Source organism: Duganella margarita (assembly GCF_009857535.1).
GTDB classification, from domain to species: Bacteria; Pseudomonadota; Gammaproteobacteria; order Burkholderiales; family Burkholderiaceae_D; genus Rugamonas; species Rugamonas margarita.
On sequence record NZ_WWCS01000004.1, the window covers coordinates 367480 to 390578 of the forward strand.

The 23099-nt window shown below is 63.2% G+C and carries 21 protein-coding genes; 5 read left to right on the plus strand and 16 right to left on the minus strand.

Going from position 1 to position 23099, the window contains the following annotated elements; translation table 11 throughout:
• The first annotated feature begins 25 nt into the window (after positions 1 to 25).
• On the plus strand, positions 26 to 943 hold the full coding sequence (locus tag GTP55_RS08865) for an EamA family transporter (RefSeq protein ID WP_161044564.1): 918 nt from the start codon (positions 26 to 28) through the stop codon (positions 941 to 943).
• Here the strand turns inward: GTP55_RS08865 and GTP55_RS08870 are convergent, their stop codons facing one another.
• A complete protein-coding gene (locus GTP55_RS08870; protein WP_161044565.1) occupies positions 944 to 2236 on the minus strand; it encodes a GGDEF domain-containing protein in 1293 nt (430 codons plus the stop codon).
• 225 nt (positions 2237 to 2461) lie between these two features.
• On the opposite strand from GTP55_RS08870, the gene GTP55_RS08875 reads away from it, so the two are divergent.
• A complete protein-coding gene (locus GTP55_RS08875; RefSeq protein WP_161044566.1) occupies positions 2462 to 2683 on the plus strand; it encodes a hypothetical protein in 222 nt (73 codons plus the stop codon).
• A 196-nt stretch (positions 2684 to 2879) separates the two neighbouring features.
• Here GTP55_RS08875 and GTP55_RS08880 read toward each other — a convergent pair whose 3' ends face one another.
• The 13 genes from GTP55_RS08880 to GTP55_RS08940 form a co-directional block, all read right to left on the minus strand.
• Positions 2880 to 4343 carry an APC family permease gene (locus GTP55_RS08880; RefSeq protein ID WP_161044567.1) on the minus strand — a complete coding sequence of 488 codons (1464 nt, stop codon included), beginning with the start codon at positions 4341 to 4343 and terminating at the stop codon, positions 2880 to 2882.
• Positions 4344 to 4687: 344 nt separating this feature from the next.
• Positions 4688 to 5194, minus strand: coding sequence for a DUF1993 domain-containing protein (locus tag GTP55_RS08885; RefSeq protein WP_161044568.1), 507 nt, complete (start codon positions 5192 to 5194; stop codon positions 4688 to 4690).
• Between the two features lie 32 nt (positions 5195 to 5226).
• Complete coding sequence (locus GTP55_RS08890) at positions 5227 to 5622, minus strand: type II toxin-antitoxin system VapC family toxin (RefSeq protein WP_161044569.1); 396 nt, start codon at positions 5620 to 5622, stop codon at positions 5227 to 5229.
• Entirely contained in the window at positions 5619 to 5864 is a 246-nt protein-coding gene (locus tag GTP55_RS08895; RefSeq protein WP_161044570.1) for an AbrB/MazE/SpoVT family DNA-binding domain-containing protein, read from the minus strand. The genes GTP55_RS08890 and GTP55_RS08895 overlap by 4 nt, the downstream gene beginning before the upstream one ends.
• 92 nt (positions 5865 to 5956) lie before the next feature.
• Positions 5957 to 6514: an EF-hand domain-containing protein gene (locus tag GTP55_RS08900; RefSeq protein WP_161044571.1), complete on the minus strand. Its 558-nt coding sequence runs from the start codon at positions 6512 to 6514 to the stop codon at positions 5957 to 5959.
• A gap of 88 nt (positions 6515 to 6602) precedes the next feature.
• Complete coding sequence (locus GTP55_RS08905) at positions 6603 to 7631, minus strand: succinylglutamate desuccinylase (RefSeq protein WP_161044572.1); 1029 nt, start codon at positions 7629 to 7631, stop codon at positions 6603 to 6605.
• 4 nt (positions 7632 to 7635) lie between these two features.
• The gene (locus tag GTP55_RS08910; RefSeq protein ID WP_161044573.1) at positions 7636 to 12348 is read right to left on the minus strand and encodes an NAD-glutamate dehydrogenase domain-containing protein; all 4713 of its coding nucleotides are present in this window, start codon (positions 12346 to 12348) and stop codon (positions 7636 to 7638) included.
• Between the two features lie 76 nt (positions 12349 to 12424).
• Positions 12425 to 13762 carry an N-succinylarginine dihydrolase gene (astB, locus tag GTP55_RS08915; protein ID WP_161044574.1) on the minus strand — a complete coding sequence of 446 codons (1338 nt, stop codon included), beginning with the start codon at positions 13760 to 13762 and terminating at the stop codon, positions 12425 to 12427.
• A gap of 15 nt (positions 13763 to 13777) precedes the next feature.
• The gene (gene astD, locus GTP55_RS08920) at positions 13778 to 15259 is read right to left on the minus strand and encodes a succinylglutamate-semialdehyde dehydrogenase (protein WP_202423627.1); all 1482 of its coding nucleotides are present in this window, start codon (positions 15257 to 15259) and stop codon (positions 13778 to 13780) included.
• Positions 15252 to 16307: an arginine N-succinyltransferase gene (gene astA, locus GTP55_RS08925; RefSeq protein WP_161044575.1), complete on the minus strand. Its 1056-nt coding sequence runs from the start codon at positions 16305 to 16307 to the stop codon at positions 15252 to 15254. The genes astD and astA overlap by 8 nt, the downstream gene beginning before the upstream one ends.
• A gap of 14 nt (positions 16308 to 16321) precedes the next feature.
• The gene (locus GTP55_RS08930) at positions 16322 to 17359 is read right to left on the minus strand and encodes an arginine N-succinyltransferase (protein ID WP_161044576.1); all 1038 of its coding nucleotides are present in this window, start codon (positions 17357 to 17359) and stop codon (positions 16322 to 16324) included.
• A 118-nt stretch (positions 17360 to 17477) separates the two neighbouring features.
• A complete protein-coding gene (locus tag GTP55_RS08935) occupies positions 17478 to 18719 on the minus strand; it encodes an acetylornithine/succinyldiaminopimelate transaminase (protein ID WP_161044577.1) in 1242 nt (413 codons plus the stop codon).
• 149 nt (positions 18720 to 18868) lie between these two features.
• Complete coding sequence (locus tag GTP55_RS08940; RefSeq protein WP_161044578.1) at positions 18869 to 19807, minus strand: GlxA family transcriptional regulator; 939 nt, start codon at positions 19805 to 19807, stop codon at positions 18869 to 18871.
• A gap of 126 nt (positions 19808 to 19933) precedes the next feature.
• Between GTP55_RS08940 and GTP55_RS08945 the strand changes: the two genes are divergently transcribed.
• The 3 genes from GTP55_RS08945 (at position 19934) to GTP55_RS08955 (ending at position 21580) form a co-directional block, all read left to right on the plus strand.
• Complete coding sequence (locus GTP55_RS08945) at positions 19934 to 20353, plus strand: MarR family winged helix-turn-helix transcriptional regulator (protein ID WP_229257830.1); 420 nt, start codon at positions 19934 to 19936, stop codon at positions 20351 to 20353.
• A gap of 18 nt (positions 20354 to 20371) precedes the next feature.
• Entirely contained in the window at positions 20372 to 20653 is a 282-nt protein-coding gene (locus tag GTP55_RS08950; RefSeq protein WP_161044580.1) for a hypothetical protein, read from the plus strand.
• A gap of 90 nt (positions 20654 to 20743) precedes the next feature.
• A complete protein-coding gene (locus GTP55_RS08955) occupies positions 20744 to 21580 on the plus strand; it encodes an HDOD domain-containing protein (protein ID WP_161044581.1) in 837 nt (278 codons plus the stop codon).
• 130 nt (positions 21581 to 21710) lie between these two features.
• Here the strand turns inward: GTP55_RS08955 and GTP55_RS08960 are convergent, their stop codons facing one another.
• Both GTP55_RS08960 and GTP55_RS08965 read right to left on the minus strand, forming a co-directional pair.
• A complete protein-coding gene (locus GTP55_RS08960; RefSeq protein WP_161044582.1) occupies positions 21711 to 22328 on the minus strand; it encodes a glutathione S-transferase family protein in 618 nt (205 codons plus the stop codon).
• A gap of 61 nt (positions 22329 to 22389) precedes the next feature.
• Positions 22390 to 23085 carry a helix-turn-helix transcriptional regulator gene (locus GTP55_RS08965; protein ID WP_169112046.1) on the minus strand — a complete coding sequence of 232 codons (696 nt, stop codon included), beginning with the start codon at positions 23083 to 23085 and terminating at the stop codon, positions 22390 to 22392.
• Positions 23086 to 23099: the final 14 nt, after the last annotated feature.

The window sequence follows — 23099 nt, forward strand, 5'->3', positions numbered from 1 at the left end:
GCGCGCAAGCTGGTACCATGAGGCGATGAAACCATCGCCTTCCGCCTTCACCACCCGCGACCTGCTGTCCGCCCTGCTGGTCGTCATCATCTGGGGCACCAACTTCGTCGCGATGAAGGTCGGCCTGCGCGAGCTGACACCGTTCCAGCTGGGCGCCGCGCGCTATGTGTTCGCCATCCTGCCGCTGATCTTCTTCGTGCGGCCGCCCAAGCTGGCGCCCAAGTGGGTGATCGCCTATGGCCTGAGCCAGGGCGTAGGACAATTCGGGCTGCTGTTCCTGTCGCTCAAGGTCGGCATGTCGGCCTCGCTGGCCTCGGTGATTTTGCAGACGCAGGTCTTCTTTACCGCCATCTTCGGCTTCATGCTGCTGAAGGAGCACACCAGCCGCGCGCTGATGGCCGGGCTGCTGCTGGCGGCCGTGGGCCTGGGCTGCTTCGCCACCAGCGCCATGCAGTCCGGCCACGCCATCGACATCACGCCGGGCGGCTTCGTGCTATGCCTGGCCGGCGCCGCGATGTGGGCCGTGTCGAATATCGTCGTGCGCCGCGCGCAGAAAGAAACGCCGAATTTTGACGTCATCAGCTTCATCGTCTGGTGCGGCGCGGTGCCGATTATTCCCTTCGTGCTGCTGTCGCTGGCGTTTGACGATCCAACCACGCGCTGGACCTGGATGGCAGCGCCGCCGGTCACCTGGGTGGCGGTCGGGTATATCGGCTGGATCTCCACCATCGCCGGCTATGCGATGTGGACCCGCCTGCTGAAGCGCCATCCGGTCAACCGCGTGGCGCCGTTCAGCCTGGGCGTGCCGGTGGTCGGCATCGCCTCCGGCATGCTGATGCTCGGCGATACCATCGGCGCGTGGCAGTGGGCCGGCACCGCCTTGATTGTCGCGGCGCTGATCTGCACCATGTTCGGCGGCCGCTGGCTGGACCGCCAGGCCTGATTACGCGGCGAAGCAGACGCGGTTACGGCCCGTCTCCTTGGCGCGGTACAGCAACGCGTCGGCCTTTTGCAGCATCGCTTCCGCCGTGCCGGCCGCCAGGTCGGCGTACACCCCCATGCTCATCGTCACCTTCAGTTCCGGATGCACCTGGTGCCACGGGAAGGCCTCGATCATCGCGCGCAGCTTGTCGCACAGCGCGGCCGCCTGCGGCAGTTCGGTCTCCGGAAACGCGATGACGAATTCCTCGCCGCCGTAGCGCGCCACCAGATCGCTCAGGCGCATATGGCTGCGCAGGATCTCGCCGACCTGGCGCAGCACCGCGTCGCCGGTGGCGTGCGAGAACTGGTCGTTGATCTTCTTGAAGAAATCGATATCGCCGATCACCACGCTCAGCGGCCGCTTGTGGCGCACCGCGTGGCTGAACAAGGTACAGGCCTGTTCATCGAAATGGCGGCGGTTATGCAGTTTGGTCAGCGCATCGCGCACGCTCAGCTCCCGCATCTGCTCCGCCTGCGTCAGAATGGTCTGGTGCGACGCGTTCAACTCCTCGTGCGTGCGCGCCAGCTTTTCGCTCATGGCGTTGAACGCGGCGGCCAGTTCGGCCACTTCGTCCTTGCCCTCCACCGGTACGCGCTGCAGCAGCGAACCGCCGTGCATGGCGCGCACCGCGCCGGTCAGATGGCCCAGCGTGCGGCCCAGTCCCCGGCTTAATAACACGCCGAGCACCAGCGCCAGTACCGCCGCCCCGGCGACACCAAACCACAGCGCGTCGCGCATCGCCGCCAGGTATTGCAGTTCCTGCCTGCTCGGCGTGATCACGCCTTCCGGCGACACATAGGCCACCACGCGGCCGTTCACTTCGACCGCCTGCGCATTCTTGCGCGCCGCTTCCGGCAGCAGTTCGCCATGATTGTAGACGCCGGCGCCCAGCAGCACGCGGTACTCCTGGTCGGCCAGGATGAAGTGGTAAGGCGGCTCGTCGCGAGGCTCCGGTCTTCCCGCGCCGGGCGGCGGCGGTCGGCGCTCATCATCGGGCGGCGGCGGACGATCGCCGGCAAGCGGTGCCCGGCTCCGCATGAAGGCGTCGAAGCCCTGCTTGCCGCGATTGGCCTCCCAGCTGCCATATTGCGCCAGATAGGCGGTGACGGATGCATGGAAATGTTCGGCCGCACGCTCGCGCCTCAGGCTGTCAACCTTCTTGGTCATGCCAGCATAGGCCAGGCCACCCACCATCGCCACGGCCGCCAGTCCGGTGAACAGCAAAGCCAGCATGAATTTCGTGCGCAGAGACATTCCCACCCCATCAGATTATTGCCAAAAGGACAGTAATAATACCTGAAGGCAGTGGCTGCGCGAAAAAATTACACTACTTTAACTTGCCCAAAAGCAGCATCGCTTCATAGGGGAAAACCTAAGTTATATACATTACTTATGGCTCGTATCATAAATCAAAAGTTTTCTTATTACTGAATTGCGCGCATACTGCAACGCAACAAACGAATATTGATGGAGTTTCCGATGAGCGCAATGACCTACACCACCACCAACGACACTGGCTACTTCGCCAATGTTGCCACCGCAGTACGCCAGCTGTTCGCAGCCGTGTTTGCCGTACAGCCGGGTATGTCGCAGCGCAACAAAGAAGAAACCATCTGGTGGCTGACGCAAATGGCAAATGACTGCGAGCGCCACTCGCCTAGCCTGTCCGCCGAGCTGCGTTTCTTCGCATCGCGCGGTTAATCGAATTCACTCAAGGAGAAATACTATGCTGACCATTATCGAAAACCTGCCTGCTGCAATCGCTCTGTCCGGCCTGGTGCTCCGCCTGTACCTGGGCAACAAGCCAGAGAACACCAGCGCAGAATAAGCGACACCGTCAAAATGGCAAAAGCCCCGGCACGCGCAAGCGGCCGGGGCTTTTTAATGGGTCACGCTCTTACTGGCGGTTCAGGCGCGAGTTGCGCATGCCGTACAGGAAGTACGTCAGCACCGTGGCGGTGATCCAGATACCGAAAATAGTGTAAGTCGTCATCGACAGGCCAAACATCAGGTACAGGCAGGCCGCGATGCTCAGGCCCGGCACCAGATAAGGACCACCCGGCACGCGGAAGCCCTTGACGGCCGACGGACCTTCCTTGTGGCGCATGACCGGTACCGCCACCGACACCACGCTGAATGCCGTCAGCGTACCCATGCTGACCATATCCCACAGGAAGGTCGCATCGACAAAGCCAGCCACCAGGCCCACCACGATGCAGACGATCAGCGTGTTCTGCACCGGCGAACCGGTGCGCGGGCTGACTTTCTGGAACGCCGGCGAAATCAGCCCGTCCTTGGAAATCGCGTACAGGATGCGGGTCTGGCCGTAGATGGTCACCAGCGTCACGCTGAATACCGAGATCACAGCGCCCGCCGCCAGCACCAGCGCAGGCCAGGTCTTGCCGGTGACGTTTTGCAGGATCACGGCCAGGCCGGCTTCCTGTCCGGCGAACTTGGCCGCCGGCTGCGCGCCCATTGCGGCCACCGCCACCAGCATATAGAACACGGTCACAATCACCAGCGCCGACAGGATGCCGATCGGCACGTTGCGGGTGGGATTGCGCACTTCTTCGCCCGCCGTGGCCACGGTGTCCAGGCCGATGAACGAGAAGAACACGGTCGCCGCCGCCGCCGTCACGCCGGCCATGCCGGTGGTGTGCGCGCCGCCATCCGGGCTGAAGAACGGGTGGAAATTGTTGATGTCGAAACCGCTGAACGCGATCACCACGAAGAAGATCAGGATCGCCAGCTTGATCATCACCATGATCGCGTTGGTGGTGGCCGATTCCTTGGCGCCGCGGATCAGCAGCAGGCAGCACAGGCACACCAGGATAATCGGCGGCAGGTTGATGTGGCCGCCATGCACCTCGATGCCGTGCGCGGTTGAGACGATGGTCGGCGAGCGCAGCATCTCGGGGATGTGCCAGCCGATCGCATTATTCAGGAAATTGTTCAGATAGTCCGACCAGCCGATCGCCACGGCGCTGGCGGCCAGGCCATATTCCAGCAGCAGACAGGCGGCCATGATGAAGGCCAGGAATTCGCCCACGGTGGCGTAAGCGAACGAATACGACGAGCCGGAGGCCGGAATGCGGAACGACAGCTCGGCATAGCACAGCGCGGTCAGGCCGGCGGTGATCGCCGCGATCAGGAACGACAGGATGACGGATGGGCCAGCCTTGGGTACGGCTTCAACCATCGTGAAGAAGATGCCGGTGCCGATGGTGGCGCCGACACCGATCATTGTCAGGGGGAACAGGCCGACAGAGCGGTGCAAACTGTTGCTGCTGCTTGGGTCTTCTGCATTTTGATGAGCGACCAGCTTGGTACGGGTCAGTTTCTGGACCAGCGTTTGGTTCACAGGCTATCCTTGTGGGAAATGATGTTCGGGCAAAAACACAGCGATTATAGGGCTTTCCGTCCGGCTCCCCTAAAGGTATTTTGTGCCACAAATACAACTTTGCCCCTTATTCCATATGGCCTGCGTTACAAGTGCTTACTTTTGATACAGCGGCATGTATAGATTGCAAACAGGCCATGGCTTACTCTTGCGTTAAGTGTTACTCAAAGCCAAGAAGGAGAGCCAGCCATGCCGATTCAAAAGATCCCTACCGTATCCCGCCGCATCCATCCAGCCGCCGTGACCGGCGCCGCCATGGTCCTGCTTGGGCTGGCCATTACCCTGACGGCGCTGATCGTCCACCACTAAGCGAAGGCGCCCAAATAGTCGAGCTTGCCGATCTTGACGCCCTGATTGCGCAGGATGTCGTGGGCGGTGGCGACGTGGAAGTAGAAATTGGGCAGCGCGAAAGTCAGCAGGTAGCTGGCGCCGGTAAAGTCCGGGAAGCCGCCGAAGTTGAGGCGGATGGTGCGCTCTTCGCTGTCAGCGAACTGCTCCGGCGTCACGCTTTCCAGGAAGGCGATGGTGTTGGCGATCCGCTGTTGCAGCTGATCGAACGACGTTTCGTTATCTTCAAACTTAGGCGCGGGCACGCCGGTCAGGCGCTCCACCGTCATCTTCGACGTATCGCTGGCGCGCTGCACCTGGCCCGTCAGCGGCAACATATCATCGGCCAGCCGCGCCGAGATCATCGCATCCGGCACCGAGCCATGCTGCTCGACGTGCGCCTCGGCCTTCTTCAGCAATGCCGACATCACCTTCAACCCGCGCACGAACGCGGGCACCGTCAATTGATACATCGATAGCGCCATTAATAGCTCCTCGGAAAAAATATGAGTGTAGCTTATTGCAGCAATCTCATTCCGGCTGCGCGGGAAGCGGTACGGTCGAACGTATAGGTGAGATGACAACCTGCAGCCAGCGCCAACTCGGCAATGAGATGATCGACAAGATCGGCGGCGGAGTCAGCTGATATCTCTACAGCCTTGAAGAATACTTCTGCCTGCTCAATCTTTAGTGACTGCACGCGTGCGAGGCCTTTTAGGATCTCGCAAACATCTTCTTTGGATACTTGGTAGACATAGCGCAGAACCCATGCAAGCTCGACAAGAACGACTGTACTGACAAACGCCATCTCTGTGCCTGGAAGCGAAATAATCAAATTGGCAGCGCTGCTCGCTTGTACACGATCATCTTTCAGCAGAAACTGCACCAGCACATTCGTATCAAGCCCTATCATTTCGCTGCTTCCGCAACTCGCCTGGCAACGATATGGTCAATTTGTTCAAGCGAGTGCTCGTCCTCTGCTCTCGCAATGACTCCTTGGAGCGCTTTGGCTGGCAGGGTCAAGGCGATCATTGTTAGTTCGCCATCTTTAAACTGCACAAACTCCACACGCCCACCTTGTTCCAAGCGGAGCGCTGCTCTGAATTTCTCTGGAATAGTGACAACGCCATCTGAAGAAACATAAGCCTCAGCCATGGTGAACTCCTCGTGTATGAGAATTTCACTGTAGGCCAACTAGTGATAAAAGCAAGCGGGCCGCGCTGGTGGTTTGCGCGGCCGCAAGTGGTTTAGGCCAGGGCGTCGATGTTGTTGCCGATCTGGCTGGTGTTGCTGGCGGCGGCCGCTTTGCTGGCTTGGGCGATGTCGTAGACCAGTTGCTCTTGCTGGGTCACGGTGCCGTCTTCGTTCTTGTCGGCTGCTTCGTAGGTTTTGGTGGCGCTGCTGCTGCCACCTGCCGCGCTGGCGCCACCTGCCCCGCCTGCTCCGCCGGCGCCACGCGCACCACCGGCGCCGCTGACGCCACTCGCGCCTTGCGAGCCGCCTTCACCGCCGCCTTGTGGACGTGGTGGTTTGAAGTCGCCGCTCTTGATGGCCGAGGTCAGGTCATCCTTGGTAATCGAGCCGGTACCTTCTTTGTCGATGGCGTCGAACTGCTTGGTGGCGTCGTCGGACGAGACGCCTTTGGATTCCAGGCCTTTGACGAATTCGTCTTTGCTGACAGAACCGTCGGTGTCGGCATCCATATCGTCGAACATCTTGGTCGCCAGACGCGCTGCGCCTTTGGCGGGATCGAACGTCGGCGCGGTGGTGGTGGTGCTGGAAACGCTGCTGATTGCTGTGCTCATGGTTCTTACTCCGTGGTTAAGGACGCTATTCTATTAACGAACTAAACCATGTATCCATGACCCCGCAGAGTGTAAAGACGGGTAAAGATCAGCCGACGCGCACCACCATCAGCCCGGCGCGCAATCCGACCCGCACATCAGGATTGGGGAATACCACCAGTTCTTCCGCATGCTGCACGGTGTAGACGGTGTCGCCATCCCGCGCTATCTCTTCTCCTTGTTTCATGGCGGTGAAGTTATGCGTCTCTTTGCCGAACGCCATCTGGAACTGGTCGCTCAACTTGATGATCTGGCGCGCGGTGTTGAAGATATGCGGCCGCTGCGTGCCTTCGCGCCTGGCCGCGCCGCGCAACAGGTCATCCAATGCCTGCGATGCGTCCTTGAACTGCGCCAGGTCGTTCTGACCCAGCGTGCCGATGCGGCCCAGCTCTATGGTGGTGCCGGCCGCCGCGTGGTGCTCGGCCGAGTAGTAGCTGTAGGTGCCCACCGACGCCGGATTCATGATGATGGCGCCGATGCCGGCGAGGCCCAGCCAGTCGATCAGCTGTGCGCGCGACTCATCGGCAATCAGTTCCGGCACGATAGCAAAGGTGGGGTAGACCGACGGCCGGATCGCCGTGTGCAGGTCTAGATGCCAGCGCGCCGGGCCAGCGTTTTTAAAGAACGCGGTGGTGGCGGCGATCATCACGTCGGCGCGCGCGGCTTCCGCCGTGCCTTCCAGCGTGCCGCGTTGGGCGCGGAACATGCGGTTCAGGTCCGCATCGATGAAGCGCTTGCCGGCGCGGATGGCGCCGATATTGCCGACGCAGAGCATCAGGTCCACCGCCAGCGCGGAGGGCTGATGCGACAGGGCGTCCAGCAGATAGGCCACGACTTCGATCGGGCCGGTCTCGTCGCCATGCACGCCGACGGAGATCAGCACCGCCGGGCGGGCGGCGCCCGCGTCACCGTCAGCCGCGCGGATCGTGATGATGCCGTCGGCCGGCTCGGCGACCGCGAAACCGGCCGCCGTGAAGCGCGGCGCGATGGCGCTGAAATCCGCCTCCGCCAGCGCGCGCACCGCCGCAGGCAACTGCTGCGGCAACGCTGCCGGCGAATCTCCTTGCGAGACGCTCATGGTATTACGCCGCCTGCGCCGTGACGCTGGCGTTGACGGCCTCGGACAAGGCCCACACATCCAGCATCGCCTGTTCCAGATCCGTCGCCACCGAATAGCCGGACAATCCCAGCGTGTTAGCGACCACCTCCACCGCCTCCAGCGCCGAATGGCTGCCGGTGGCATGCTTCAGCACCTGCGACAGCAAGCGTTGCTGCGTGCGGCGCAGCGCGTTCTGCGCGTAGCTGCGCAGCTGTTCCTGCGAGCGGCTGGTGGCCGGCAGCTTCAGGCCCCGTTCCAGCGTGTCGATGCCAACCTGCGCGCGCAGCGCCAGGCCCACATGCAGGAAGGCCGGCAAGTCCATGCCCGCCGGACGCTGTACCGACAGCGCCGCAAACACAAACGCCGCCACCGCTTCCAGCGCATCCACCGCCATCCAGGCACGCACAAATTCTGCGCGCAGGCCGGCGGTCAGCTCCGCTTCCGACTGGCCGCTGACAGGCGTCAGCTGCGCCAGCGTTTCCGGATTGGCGAACAAGCCGGTCAACTCCCCAACACCATTGCGCAGCTGCTCGGCCGGCACCGACAGCGCCCCCTCAATTACGGCCTTCTGCAGCACGCGGGTATGCGCATCGACCTTGATCGACACCGCGCGCGGAATCTTCAGCGCATCTTCGTCCAGCGTATCAAAGATCGGCGCCAGATTCAGCGCGGACCATGCCTGCCCCCACGCCAGGATTACATCCGCTTCATCCACGCCATGTTCGCCGGCCAGTTGGCGCAGCATCAGCGGGCCGCAGCGGTTGACCGATTCATTCGCCAGCACGGTCGCCAGGATGGCGTTGGCCAGCGGGTGCGCCAGCGCCGGACGCGTGGCTACCAGCAGATCCGGGAAGTACGGCTTGAGCACCGACTCGGCCCAGCTATTTTCAGTCAGCGGCAGCGCCGACAGAATGCGCTTGTAGCGATTCTTGACGTTGGCGATCACCACCGCCAGTTCCGGCGTGGTCAGGCCGCGGCCATCGGCCTTGCGGCGCGCCAGTTCAGCTACCGACGGCAGCTGCTCCAGCTCACGCGACAACGCGCCCTCTTCTTCCAGCGACGCGATCAGCGCGGCGTAACCGTCCTGCACTTCCGGATCGACCTGGGACTGCAGCTCGCGCACCAGCAGCTGCGTTTGCAGCGTGTTGTCGCGCAGGACCAGGCGCTCGATATCGTCGGTCATGTCGTTCAGCGTGCGGTTGCGGTCTGCTTCGCTCAACTGGCCGGCGTTCATTTCCACGTCCAGCCACATCTTCGCGTTCACCTCATGGTCGGAGCAATCCACGCCGGCCGAGTTGTCGATCGCATCGGTGAAGATGCGGCCGCCCGACAGCGCAAACTCGATACGGCCAGCCTGCGTCGCACCCAGGTTGCCGCCTTCGGTGACGACCTTGCAGCGCAGCTGATTGCCGTCCACGCGGATATTGTCGTTGGCGCGGTCCTTGACCTGCGCGTGCGACTCGGTCGACGCCTTGATGTAGGTGCCGATGCCGCCGTTGTAGAACAGGTCCACCGGCGCCAGCAGGATGCGGTGCATCAGCTCTTCCGGCGCCAGCGCGGTTTCTTCGATATCCAGCACGGCGCGGATTTCCGGCGACAGCTCGATCGACCGGGCGTTACGCGGGAACACGCCGCCGCCTTTCGAAATCAGTTCCTTGTTGTAGTCTTCCCACGAGGAGCGCGGCAGTGCGAACATGCGCTCACGCTCGATGAACGATGCTTCCATGTCCGGATTCGGATCGAGGAAGATATGGCGGTGATCGAACGCCGCCACGATCTTCAGCTTGCGCGACAACAGCGCGCCATTGCCGAACACATCGCCCGACATGTCGCCCACGCCGACCATGGTCACTGGCTGCACGTGGATGTCGTGGTCCATTTCGTAGAAGTGGCGCTTGACCGCTTCAAACGCACCCTTGGCGGTAATGCCCATCTTCTTGTGGTCGTAGCCGTTGGAGCCGCCCGATGCAAACGCATCGCCCAGCCAGAAGCCGCGCTGCACGGCAATGCCGTTGGCGATGTCGGAGAAGGTTGCAGTGCCCTTGTCGGCCGCCACCACCAGGTAAGGATCGTTAGGATCGTAGACCACGGTATCGGACGGCGGCACGATGTTACCCAGCACGCGGTTGTCGGTCACTTCCAGCAGGCTGGCGATGAACAGGCGATACACTGCCTCGCCTTCCGCCGCGATGGTTTCGCGCACGGCGTCCTTCGGCATCTGCTTGCAGACAAAGCCGCCCTTGGCGCCGGCCGGCACGATGACGGCGTTCTTCACCATCTGCGCCTTGACCAGGCCGAGGACCTCGGTGCGGTAATCTTCCATACGGTCCGACCAGCGCAGGCCACCACGGGCGACCGGGCCGCCGCGCAGGTGCACGCCTTCGAAGCGGCGCGAGAACACGAAGATCTCGCGGAACGGACGCGGCTCCGGCACCAGCAGCAGGTTGCTGGTGTCGAACTTGAAGATGATCTTGTCGCCCTGCTGATCGTTCTGGAAGTAGTTGGTGCGCAGCGTGGCGCTGATCAGCGTGGCCATCGCGCCCAGCACTTCTTCGCTGTCGGCGTGGTTGATGGCCGGCAGGCGGCTCTTGATGTCGGCAACCTTGTCCAGCGCTGCGGCGCGCGTGGCTTCGTCATTGGCCGGGTTGAAGCGTTGCAGGAAGGCGTCCACCAGTTTCTTGACGATGGCCGGCTGCTTGCGCAGCGTCTCGGCCATGTAGCGCACCGAGAAGCGCGGGCTGGCCTGACGCCAGTAGCTCATGTAGGCGCGCACCAGCTGCACTTCGCGTACGCTCAGACCACCTTCGACCACCAGGCCATTCAGGCGGCCGTCTTCCGCCGCATCGTTGAACAGCGCGGCGAACAGTTCTTCCGCCACCGGCACGATTTCCGGCTTGGACAATTTGGCGGCGCTGTCGGCATCCACCGACAGGCTGGTGACGAAATGACGCTCGCCGTTCACGCGCAGCGAGTGCGCCTGCTCGCGGTCGATGGTCACGCCGGCGTTATGCAGCGCCGGCAGGATGGTCGACAGCGACGGCACGCGGTCCACCGAATACAGGCGAATGCTGGTGTGGCCGTTGTCCGCATCCACGCGTACGCTGACGCGCGACGGATCGGTATTGCGCAGGATAGCGCCCAGATCGTGGAAGGCAGCCGACGGCGTGGTGGTGGCGACGTAATCGGTCGGCAGCGTGGCGCACATCTTGCGCAGGCTGGCGCGCAGCGGCACGTCGGTGACGGCGTCGGCCAGCACGGAGAACTGGTCGTGCCAGCCATCCATGACGGCCAGCAGCGGTTGCTGGATGTCGGTTTCCAGATCCAGTGGATAGCGCGCGCCATGCGCGATCAGGTACACGCGGGCCAGCGGACCGTCGGCCACCAGCGTCTGCGAGCTGACATGGTTGGCGCCGGAGCTGGCCTGCAGTGCCTTGGCCAGTGCCGAACCGACGCTCGCGCTGTAACGCTCGCGCGGCAGGTAGACCAGCACGTTCAGGTGACGCGCATAGACGTCGCGGCGGGCGAACACCTTCGCGCGCGGCTGCTTGTACAGCGAGACCACGGCGCCGCATACTTCGGCCAGCCATTCCGGATCGGCTTCCAGCGCTTCGGTGCGCGGCAGCGATTCGAGGATCTCGACGAACTTCTCGGCGCGGAAGCCTTCCTGGCGCACGCCGGCGATGCTCAGCACACGCGCAACGCGGCCACGCGCAAACGGCAGGCGGTTCAGCGGCGTCGAGGTGGCGGCGCGGGTAAACAGGCCCACGAAGCAGTATTCGCCAAGGATCGCGCCTTGCGCGTCGGTGCGGCGGATGCCGATGAAGTCCAGCTGCTGGTCGCGGTGCAGCGTGCCTTCCACGTCGGCCTTGACGATGGACAGCGAGTGGCCGCGCTTGGACAGCGTATCGAAATCGCCAGGGATATTGGCCAGGCAGGTGCCGTACACCGGATGCGAAGTATCCTGCAGCACGCCGATGCGGCTCGGGATGTCGCGCTCCAGTTCACGCACGCCCGGCTTGACGGCGTAGTAGGCGTAGCCGAACGGCTCAAAGCCTTCAGTCCTGGCCCATTCGAGGAAGGCGGCGACTTCCTTGCCTTCTTCACCATGCGATGCAGCTTCCGCGCCGATGCGGCTGAAGTGTTCCAGCATGGCGGCGCGGTCGCGGCGCACCACGGCGGCGTCGCGCGACACCATGACGATGCGCTCTTCCAGCATGCCGACTTCGGCCTCCGGCAAATCTTCCGACAGCAGCACCAGCACATACGATTCCAGCTTGGCGCCAGGTTCGCCAACCGCCGTCACCACGCCGTCCGCATCGCGCGTCACCGGCAGCACCGTATTCAGTACGTTGTTGGCGGTCACGCGCAGCTTGCGCATCGCCATGACGATCGAGTCCACCAGATACGGCATGTCGTCGTTCAGGATCAGCAGCGCAGTCGCCATGCCGCCACGGCCATCGTCGTAGCGCAAGCGGGCGATTTGCGCGCCGCTGGCGGTACGCTTGGCTGCCTGCACAAAGCCACCCCACAACACCATCGCCAGACTCTCGGGCGCAATGCCGGCCAGGTCTTCATCATCGAGGGACTTGAGCCAGGCAGCGATCAGCTCCGCGACCTTGGCATCATCGCCCGGCGACATGCTTGCCTTGACCTGATCCAGTGTTTGATTGCGCAAGTCTTGTGGGGATACTTTCATCTTTGCTTCTCCAATACGTTATAGGTATCTTGTGTTGCAATCGCCGCGCCGGCTTGTGGCTGCGCGGCGTTTATTATCAAAAATCGTAGAGTCCTGGCAGCCCCAGAATGCGGCTCAGCTCCTCCAACGCATTATGCACTTCTATCGCCAATTGCGGGTCTGCCAGATCGGCAGGGTCGAGACGGTCGCGGTAGTGTTTTTCCACCCACGCCACCAGCGTGTGATACAGCGCCTCGGTCATCACCACGCCCTGGTGCATGGCGGCCGCTTCGGCATCGGTCAACGCCACGCGCAAACGCAGGCACGCAGGACCGCCGCCGTTGCGCATCGACTGGCGCAGGTCGAAATGTATCAGTTCATCGATCGCGCTGCCGCCCGCCACGAGGCCGTCCAGATACGCGGCCACGGAAGCGACTTCCTGGCACTCTTGCGGAATCACCAATGCCATCTTGCCATCGGCCTTGCTCAGCAGCTGGCTGTTGAAAAGATAACTGGCGACGGCATCGGCCACCGGCACACGCGCCGTATCGACGCGGATCGCGTTCAGGTCCGCGCCGACGCCGGCGAGTGCGCGACGCAGCTGATCGAGCGCGCCTGCTTCATCGGCGAATGCCTGCTCGTGGTAGAACAGGGCATTGGCGTTACCTACCGCGATCACGTCGTTATGGAACACGCCCTGATCGATGACGTCCGGATTCTGCTGGATGTAGACGGTGCGCCCGGCCGACAGGCCATGCAGCCGCGCCACCGCTTGCGAAGCTTCCAGCGTCTGGCGCGCCGGGTACTTCTTCGGCGCCGGTGCGGAAGCGTCAAACTCGGTGCGGCCGTAGACGAACATCTCGACGCCGCTGCTGCCGTGATCCTTGCACAAACGCGTGTGATTGGCCGCGCCTTCATCGCCAAAGGCCGGCGTGCCTGGCAGCGCGTCGTGCACGGCGAAGTGTTTTTCATCCTTGAAGATGGCGCGCAGCGCACGCGCCGACTGCTCGTGTTCAAAGGCGCGATGCAGCTTGTTGTTCAGGTTTGCGGCGGTGAAGTGCGTGCGGCCATCGGCGCTGTCGGCCGACGGGCTCACGGTGGCCGCATTCGCGGTCCACATCGGCGAGGCCGAATATGCGCACGCCAGGATCACCGGCGACTCTTTCGCCGCCTTGGCCAGCACCTCGGCGTCGGTGCCGGTGAAGCCGATGCTGCGCAGCAGGCGGAAGTTCGGACGGTCCTGCGGCGGCAGCAGCGCCTGGCCGAAGCCGCGTGCCGCCAGCGCGCGCATCTTGGCCAGGCCTTGCAGCGCGGCCAGCTTGGGATTGGAGGCGCTCTTGACGTTGCTGAACGAGGCGACGTTACCGAACGACAGGCCGGCGTAGTTGTGCGATGGGCCTACCAGGCCGTCGAAGTTGAATTCGCGTGCGGACATGAGGTGCTGCCTTTTTTAGAAGTGCATGCCCGGCGAAAGCTTCGCAGGCATTTCAAGTACGTTGTTCTCGATCGATGCGACCGGATAGGCGCAGTAGTCCGCCGCGTAGTACGCGCTTGGACGGTGATTGCCCGACTGGCCCACGCCGCCGAACGGCGCGCTGCTGGCGGCGCCGGTGGTTGGGCGGTTCCAGTTGACGATGCCGGCGCGTGCGCGCACCTGGAAAATCTTCCACAGCTTTTCGTCGTTGGAGATCAGCGCCGCAGCCAGGCCGAAGGCGGTGTTGTTGGCGGCGTCGATGGCGCTTTCAAAGTCCGCCACGCGGATGATTTGCAGCAGAGGGCCAAACCACTCTTCGTCCGGAATGCCTTTGGCGTCGGTGACGTCGACGATGCCGGCCGAGACGAAGCCGCTGTTGACGTCCAGGTGTTTCATCTCCAGCAGCAGCTTGCCGCCGCGCGCGACCAGATCGGCCTGCGCCTGCACCAGGCGCCTGGCGACAGCGGCCGATACCACTGGGCCCATGAACGGCGCCGGTTCGGCGTCGGACGCGCCGACCGTCAAACGGCTGGCCACATCGACCAGGCGCGCGACGATGGCGTCGCCGGCCGCGCCGGTCGGCAGGATCAGACGGCGCGCGCAGGTGCAGCGCTGGCCGGCCGAGATAAAGGCCGACGAAATCGCCATGAACACGGCGGCGTCGATTTCCTTGGCGTCCCAGATCACCAGCGGGTTGTTGCCGCCCATTTCCAGCGCCAGCATCTTGCCCGGCTGCCCGCCGAATTGTTTGTGGAGCGCGGTGCCGGTCTGGCAGCTGCCGGTGAACAGCACGCCATCCAGCAGCTTGCTCTGGCCCAGCGCGATGCCGGTTTCGCGGCCGCCGTTGACCAGATTCAGCACGCCGTACGGCAGGCCGGCCTTTTCCCACAGCTGCACGGTCTTGATGGCTGTGCGCGGTGCATATTCACTTGGCTTGAACACCAGCGTGTTCCCGGCGATCAGCGCCGGCACGATGTGACCATTCGGCAGGTGGCCGGGGAAGTTATATGGACCGAACACGCCGAACACGCCGTGCGGACGGTGACGCAGCACCGCTTCGCCATCGGCCACCTTGTTGTGCGATTCGCCGGTGCGGGCGCCGTAGGCCTGCACCGAGATATCGATCTTGTTGGCCATGGTGGCCACTTCCGTGCGCGACTCCCACAGCGGCTTGCCCACTTCTTCGGAGATCAGCAGCGCCAGCTCTTCGGCGTCCTGCTTGAGCAGGTCGCGGAAGCGGGTACAGACGGCGATGCGGTCTTCCAGCGGCGCCAATGCCCACGCGTCGAACGCGGCGCGCGCGGCGGTGGTGGCCTGCGCCACATCCACTGCGGTCGATTCGTTGCTGGACCAGGTCTGCTGGCCGGTGGCCGGATTGATGGTCACCAGTTCGGCGCCGCTGCCGGCGATCCATTCGCCGTTAATGAAGTTGCTGATGTTTGCCACGGAGTTAGCCATTGTTCTTCCTCGGATTGAGAGTCAAGGTGCGCACGGTGTCGCCGCTGTGGCAATGCAGGAGCTGCTGCTCCGCTTCCGGCAGGGCGACGACGCCGTTGACCGGCATCGCCTGCGACAAAATCATGCGGAAATCTTTAAGCGTGGTGTTGGAGACCAGCATAGGTTCGGCCGCGACGCTCTCCGGCGCGCAGGCCGCATCGCCGTCGCCCGGCGCGCCGATGTCGGCCAGCGTGCTGTCGCGCATGGCGCGCAGCTCGGACACGCGCGCCTGCAGCACCGGGCCGGCGTCGAAGATATCGACGTAGCCTTCGAAGTACATGCCTTCCTGCTCCAGCAGGCGGCGCGCCGGCGCGGTGGACGTATGCACCTTGCCGATGACTTGCTGCGCGTCGTCCGGCAGGTAGGCCACATACAGCGGCTGGCGCGGCATCAGTTCGGCGATGAAGGACTTCTTGCCGACGGCGGTCAGCGCATCGACATGGTCGAAGTCCATCTTGAAGAAGTGGCGGCCGAGCCCCTCGTAGAACGGCGAACGGCCGCTCTCCTCCTGGTAGCCGCGCATTTCGGCGATCAGCTTTTCGGTAAACAGGTGCGGGAACTGGGCGATGAACAGGAAACGGCATTTCGACAGCAGCTTGCCGTTGTTGCCGGTGCGGTAGTCCGGGTGCAGGAACAGCGAACACAGTTCGGTGCTGCCGGTCAGGTCATTCGACAGGTACAGCGTGTCCATGCGGGTGAACACATCCAGCTCGCGGCTGGAGTGCACCAGCGTGCCGATGCGGTAGTTGTAAAACGGTTCGGTCAATCCCACCGAGCCCTTGATGGCGCACACGCCGGCCAGGCGGCCGCTGTCGGTATCCTCCATCACGAACATGTAGTCGCGCTGTTCCGGCGGGATGGTTTCGGCAAACGAGGCCACGGCGATGTTCAGGCGGTCGCCCATCATCTTCATGTCCGGCTTGAGCGTGGTCATGCCGCTGCCTACCTGGGTGGCCATCACGTACAGGGCATCGAGGTCGGTGGCTTGGATTGCGCGTACAACTAGCATAGGTTTTCTCGTTTTTATATTCGGACGCAGATGACGGTATCGCCTTCGGCGACATGCAGCGCGTCCTGTACATCCAGGGACAACGCTACGCTGAGTTGCGATTCCAGCGCCGGACAATGCGTGATGACGGCGCGGAAGTCATGTTCGGACCCGGACGACACGGCGTAGCGCAGCTGCGGCTCGCGGCCGCGGTCCGGCGTCTCGACCGACGTGGAAACGCGGCGTTGCAGCGCGCCGGTAAAGGTGCGCAGCGAATTCTTGTGCGCCTGCAGGATCGGGCCGCCGTCGAAGATGTCGATGTAGTCGTCAGCCTCGAAGCCTTCGGCGGTCAGCAGGTTGAACGCCAGCTCGCCCGATGGATGGATCTGGCCCATCGCGGCCTGCGCGTCGCCCGGCAGCAGCGGCACGTAGACCGGATAGTGCGGCATCAGTTCGACGATCAGCGTGCGGTTACGCGCGCCGCCGATGGTGCGTTCGGCGTCGAGGAAATCCATCTGGAAGAATTTGCGGCCCAACGCATCCCAGAACGGCGAGCCGCCTTCGCTGTCGGTGACGCCGGCCAGCGGTACGAAGAAGCGTTCCGAGAAGCGGTGCGGCGCCAGCACCGCGAACATCAGACGCGCGCGTGACAGCAGCGCCGCTTCCGGCGTGCCGTGTTCGCGCTCGCCGACAAAGAAGGACGACAGCTGCGAGTAGCCGGTCAGCTCGGAGCACAGCGTCAGCGCGTGCACGCTGTGGCTGATGTTGAGGTCACGCGAAACCTGCTGGATCACGTCGTTGCGGAAGGAGAAATAGGTGCCGTTGGAGCCGGCGGCGGCAAACATGGCGGCGGTGCCGACGATCTGTTTGTCGGCCTGCGATTCGAGCACCAGCAGGTAGCCCTCCTCGCTCGGGATGTCGACATGCGCGGCGAAGGAGGCGATCGACAGTTCGACCATGGCGCGGATTTTTTCGCGCGTCTTGGGCAAGGTATGCACTCCCGGCATAGGGACTGCGGACAGCGCCTCAAGCGCTGCAATATCCGCAAGTTCGACCGGACGGACTACATACATAAAAACTCCTTAGTGAACGTAAAAACGTCATTCCCGCGCAAGCGGGAATCCATACTGAGCCACAACGGCCGCGTTCTATGGATTCCCGCCTGCGCGGGAATGACGGCAATAGTGGTACTTAAGCTTTCAGCAGGCCATCCAGCGACAGGCGCAGGATGCGGTCCGCTTCGGCGATCTGTTCGTCGCTGACGATCAGCGCCGGCGCCAGGCGCACCACGTCCATGCCGGCGATCAGCACCATCATGCCGTTGGCTTCCGCGGCTTTCTGGATATCCTTCGAGCGGCCTTTCCACGCATCGGTCACCACGATGCCCAGCAGCAGGCCGGCGCCGCGCACCTGCGTGAACACTTGCGGGTAGTCGCCGATCAGCTTTTCCATGGTCGAACGCAGCTTGTTGCCGGCTTCCTTCACGCGCGCCAGGAAGGCTGGCTGATTGACAGTTTCCAGCACCGCCAGCGCCACGGTGGTCGCCAGCGGATTACCGCCGTAGGTGGTGCCGTGCGAGCCGACGTTCAGCGTGGCCGCCAGTTCGTGGGTGGTCAGCATGGCGGCGATCGGGAAACCGTTGCCCAGCGCCTTGGCCGAGGTCAGGATGTCGGGGGTGATGCCATACGTCATGTAGTGGAACAGGTCGCCGGTGCGGCCCATGCCGCATTGCACTTCATCGAAGATCAGCAAAGCGCCGGTCTTGTTGCACAGGTCGCGCAGTTCTTGCAGGAAGGCTTTGTCGCCCGGCACCACGCCGCCTTCGCCTTGCAGCGGCTCAACGATCACGGCGCAGACGTCGTCACCGATGGCGGCGCGGGCCGACTCGATATCGTTGTAGGTGATGTGGTCGATCGACGGTGGCAGCGGCTCGAAGCCTTCGGTGTACTTCGACTGGCCGCCGACCGACACGGTAAACAGCGTGCGGCCGTGGAACGACTGGTAGCACGAGATGATGCGCGATTTCTGCGGACCGAACTTGCTGTGCGCGTATTTACGGGCCAGCTTCAGCGCCGCTTCATTGGCTTCAGCGCCGGAGTTGCAGAAGAAGGCGCGGTCGGCGAAGGTGGCTTCGGTCAGCGCCAGGGCCAGGCGCAGCACGGGCTCATTGGTGTAGCCATTGCCCAGGTGCCACAGGGTGTTGGCCTGGCGGGTCAGCGCCTCGACCACGATAGGGTTGCAATGGCCCAGCGCGGCCACGGCGATGCCGGAAGTGAAGTCCAGGTAGTGCTTGCCAGTCTGGTCCCACAGGTCCAGACCCGAGCCTCGGACCGGAACCATCGCTGCCGGTGCGTAAGTCGGCACCAGGACTTCGTCAAAGGTCTGACGGGTCACAGGACGGTTGAGAGCGGTCGTATCTACTTTGGCATTCATGGCATTCCCTATCAATATGTGGGTCATGCGCGGCACAACGCCGCGTGGACCCATTATAAAAACCGGGATGCTAAAGTTCTTTTCAAATGGCGACAAGAATTTTTACTTTTGGCCGCAAAGTAAACTTATCAGAACAACACTCCGGGGATCTAAGATTGCAATTTGCGCTGGCGCTCTTCACGCGGGGTGTTGCCGAACAGCGCGCCAAAGGCGGTGGAGAAGTGCGAGCCGGACGAAAAGCCGCACATCAACCCCACTTGCACGATCGAATGATTGGTGTCCAGCAATAGCTGGCGGGCCCGTTGCAGCCGCAATTCCAGGTAGTAGCGCGACGGCAGGCTGCCCAGGTATTGCTTGAACAGCCGCTCCAGCTGGCGCCGCGACAGGCCGACCAAGTTGGCGATGTCGTCGGTCGACAGCGGTTCCTCGATATTGGTCTCCATCAAGGTCACCGCTTCCGACAGGCGCGGCTGCAAGGCGCCGAAGCGGGCCTGCAAGGCCACCCGCTGGCGCTCTTCCGGCCCGCGCACGCGCTCCACGCACAAGCTTTCCTTGACGGTGGCCTGGATGCTGGCGCCGAACAGTTGCCCGATCAGCGTCAGCGCGAAGTCGATCGAGGCGGCGCCGCCGCAGCAGCTCAGGTGGCGGCCATCCAGCTCGAACAGGTGCGGGGTCAGGATGGCGCGCTCGGTGATGTCTTCGGTATCCGCGTACAGCGCCCACGGCAGCGCGATGCGCACGCCCGCCATCAGCCCGGCCCGGGCCAGCCACAGCACGCCGGCGCCGACGCCGCCCCAGTATTCGGCCGAACGGCAGCGCTCGATGACGGCGCGGCACTGCTCGGGCGGCAGCGGCGTTTGCTGTTCATCCGCCACCAGCAGGGCCAGATGCCAGCCGGGCTGGGCCAGCACCACCTGGGCCGGCGTCATGGTCTCCAGTTGCAGCACCTCGCGCCCCAGCTGGGCGGCGGCCAGGCGCAGCGGCTGCACCAGTCCCGCCCAGGTAATGGCGTCCGCCTCGCCGGCGTTGACCAGCAGCATGCGCAAGGGGTGCTGCTGGGCGAGGCTGGATAAATTTGCAAAGGACATCGGCTATTCTTATCAATCTTGACGTTTGGCATAGTGTACCCCGCCGGAAAGCCGGATGCGAAGCGGCTATAATCACGTCTTATGGGTGAACGATACTTGAAAAGCATCCGGCTACTGGCTGAATGCATGCAAGGCTATGAACGGCTCTCCGGCGAATACGTGCGCCGGAGCGGCTTGACGCACGCGCAGTTCGACATTATCGCCACGCTGGGCAATACGCCCGGCATGTCCTATAAAGAACTGGGCGACAAGACGCTGATCACCAAGGGGACCCTGACCGGGGTGATCGAACGGCTGGAGCAAAAAGGCCTGGTCGAACGTCAGCGCAACGACTGCGACAAGCGTTCTTTCTTTGTGCGACTGACCCCGGAGGGCGAACGGACCTTCTGTACCGTGTTCCCGGAAGTCATCGCCCACAGCGGCAAAATGTTTGCGGCCTACACCGACGACGACTTTGCGCGCCTTGAAAAAACGCTGTCCGAACTTAAAACTGTGATCATGGCCGGTCAGACGGAGCCCGCCCCATCGCGCCGCGATTGCGACTAAAACACCAAGGAAATAGATTTGAAAACCTCTCTGCTGGACGGCATTAAACCTGCCAAATTCGACAAACACATCATCGCCAACCTGTTGCTGGACGTGGCGCCTGCGGACGAAGTGCGCCAGGAAGCCCTGATCGTCGGCGTGCGCAATGCCGACGGCGAAATCTACCGCCTGATCGGCGCCTCCACCCACAACAGCTTCATGAACGCGGTCGAGGAACTGTTCGACCTGGGCCTGAGCGATGAGCTGCAGGACACCGACGAACCGCTGGAAGGCTGCGACGCCATCTTCAGCGAGCAATAACCAAAGTAGCCTGTGGGCGGAAAAAGACGTCTGAAAAAGTAATACCTGGAAAAGTTCCACAGGGCAATATTCCGAGTATAATTTTTGACAATGGACAGACTCGACGCCTTCAAGACCATCGCCGCTCAAGCGAGCCGGGGGGAACTCACCTTCCCGGCCAACGTCAACGCCTCGCTGCGCTTGCAGCAGGCGCTGAACGATCCCGATTGTCACATCGAATCAGCTGCCCAGCTGATCCAGGCAGACCCGCTGCTGGCCGCGCGTAGCGTGGCGATTGCCAACTCGGTCGCCTACAACCGTTCCGGTACCGAAATCTCCAGCGTGCGCGCGGCAGTGCAACGCCTTGGCGTGCGCACCCTGCAATCGCTGGTGGCGGCGCTGATCGTGCGCCAGATCGGCAGCCAGGTCACCGAACCGGCGCTGGCCGCCAAGATCAACCAGCTGTGGGAGCATACCGCCCACGTGGCCGCGCTGGCGCAGGTGATCGCGCGCCGCGTCACCCACGTTGATCCGGATACGGCGCTGTTTGCGGGCATCATGCACGAGGTGGCCGGGTTTTACATGCTGTCCTGCGCCGGCGACTATCCGGAGGTAATGGACGGCGAGCCTGAGGACTGGGTCGAGCATGGCGAAATCGAGATCGGCCGCGGCGTCATGACCCACCTGGGCGTACCGGACAGCGTGTTCAAGGCGATCGAATCGATGTGGGTCGGGCTGCGCGCGCTGCCGCCGGAAACGCTGGGCGACACGCTGCTGCTGGCCAACGACCTGTCGCCGGTGCATTCGCCGCTGTACCAGCGGCCCGGCGCCACCACCTTGCAAGGCGCGCGCACCATCGACTTCGTGGTCGGCGACGGCACGCTGCACGCCATCATGACCGAGTCGGCGCAGGACGTGCAGTCGCTGTACGCAGTGCTGATGCTGTAAAAAAAAAAGCCCGCTGGGCAGCGGGCAAAGTCCAAAACTAGGGATCTCCTCCAGAGGAGACAGTTCAAGAATACTGCGCATGACCGTCCCGCTCTGTGCGCCAGTTCACATAAGCGCGTGCTTTGTGCAATCACCATACCGGCATCGTGTGTTTCCAGGCTTCCAGTTCCGTTACCCGGCCGAACCACGCCAGCAGCTTGGGATATTGCGTCAACGGCAGCTTGGCTTGCTGAAGGTAAGTCAGTGACGGCGCGATCGCCAGGTCCGCCAGGGTGAGCGTGTCGCCGACGATCCACTCGCGGCTGGACAGATGCTGTTCCAGCACAGCGGCGAACTGCGCCACCTGCAGGCCGGCGCGTTCCAGCTCCGCGGCATCCGGGCCGCCCTTGCCGATCAATCCTTTCCAGATGTGCTCGAAGCAAAACACGCTGATCGGCGGCGCGAAGTGCTGCACTGCCCAGAACATCCAGCGGTTGATGTCGGCGCGCACCAGGATGTTATCCGGATAAAGCGTTTGCCCGTGGGTGCGGTCGGCCAGGTATTGCATGATGGCGCACGACTCGGTCAGCGAGAACTCGCCGTCATGCAGCACCGGCAGCTTGTTGTTGGGATTAAGCGCGACCAGGCGGCGGCGGTCGTCCGGGCTCAACAGGCTGACTTCGGTCAGTTCCAGCGGCGTGCCCATGTGCAGGGCGGCCAGCATCACGCGGCGGGAACAGGTCGACATTGGGTGGTGATACAAGCGCATGGTGCAGTCTCCGTTGAGTGGTTGAGAACTGCATCGTAAATCCAGGCCGCGACAGTTTTTGTCAGGAGTCGTCGCTGATATTGTGTTCGGCGCGCCAGGTTTTCAGCAGTTCGTGCCGGCGCGCCGGATAGCGCTCCTGCATCGACTCCGCCGCCGCAATGCGGTCGATGCGGAAATGGCGGAACGCCAGCCGCAATTCGCACCACGCGGCCAGCAGGCGCTTGCCCTCGAAGAAGGCCAGCGCGAACGGCCACACCACCCGCTCCGACGGCGCGCCCTGCTCGTCACAATACGCCATGCGCAGCCGGTGCTGGTAGCGGATCGCCTCGCGTACCGGACGCACGTGGATGTCGCTGGCGGCTTGCCGGTCGGGACCGATCGGCACCCACAGGCTGGTGTCGGCCATGTCGTCGCGCAGGTCTTTCGGCGTGGCGGCGGCGATCTTGGCCAGCGCGTTGCTGGCGGCGTGGGCCAGCGCCTCGTCGCCTTGACGACGTACCCAGCGCGCGCCGAGCACCAATGCTTCCAGCTCGTCGGCGCCGAACATCAGCGGCGGCAGGAAAAAGCCGGGCTTGAGCATGTAGCCGACGCCGGCCTCGCCGGCCAGCGGTGCGCCGAGGCCGGTAAGGGTCTGGATGTCGCGATAGATGGTGCGCTCGGAAACGCCCAGCTGTTCGGCCAGACGGGCGGCGGTGACGGGACGTCGATAGCCGCGCATGGCGTCCATCAGCATGAAAAGGCGGCCGGTGCGGCTCATGATGCGCGCTTCAC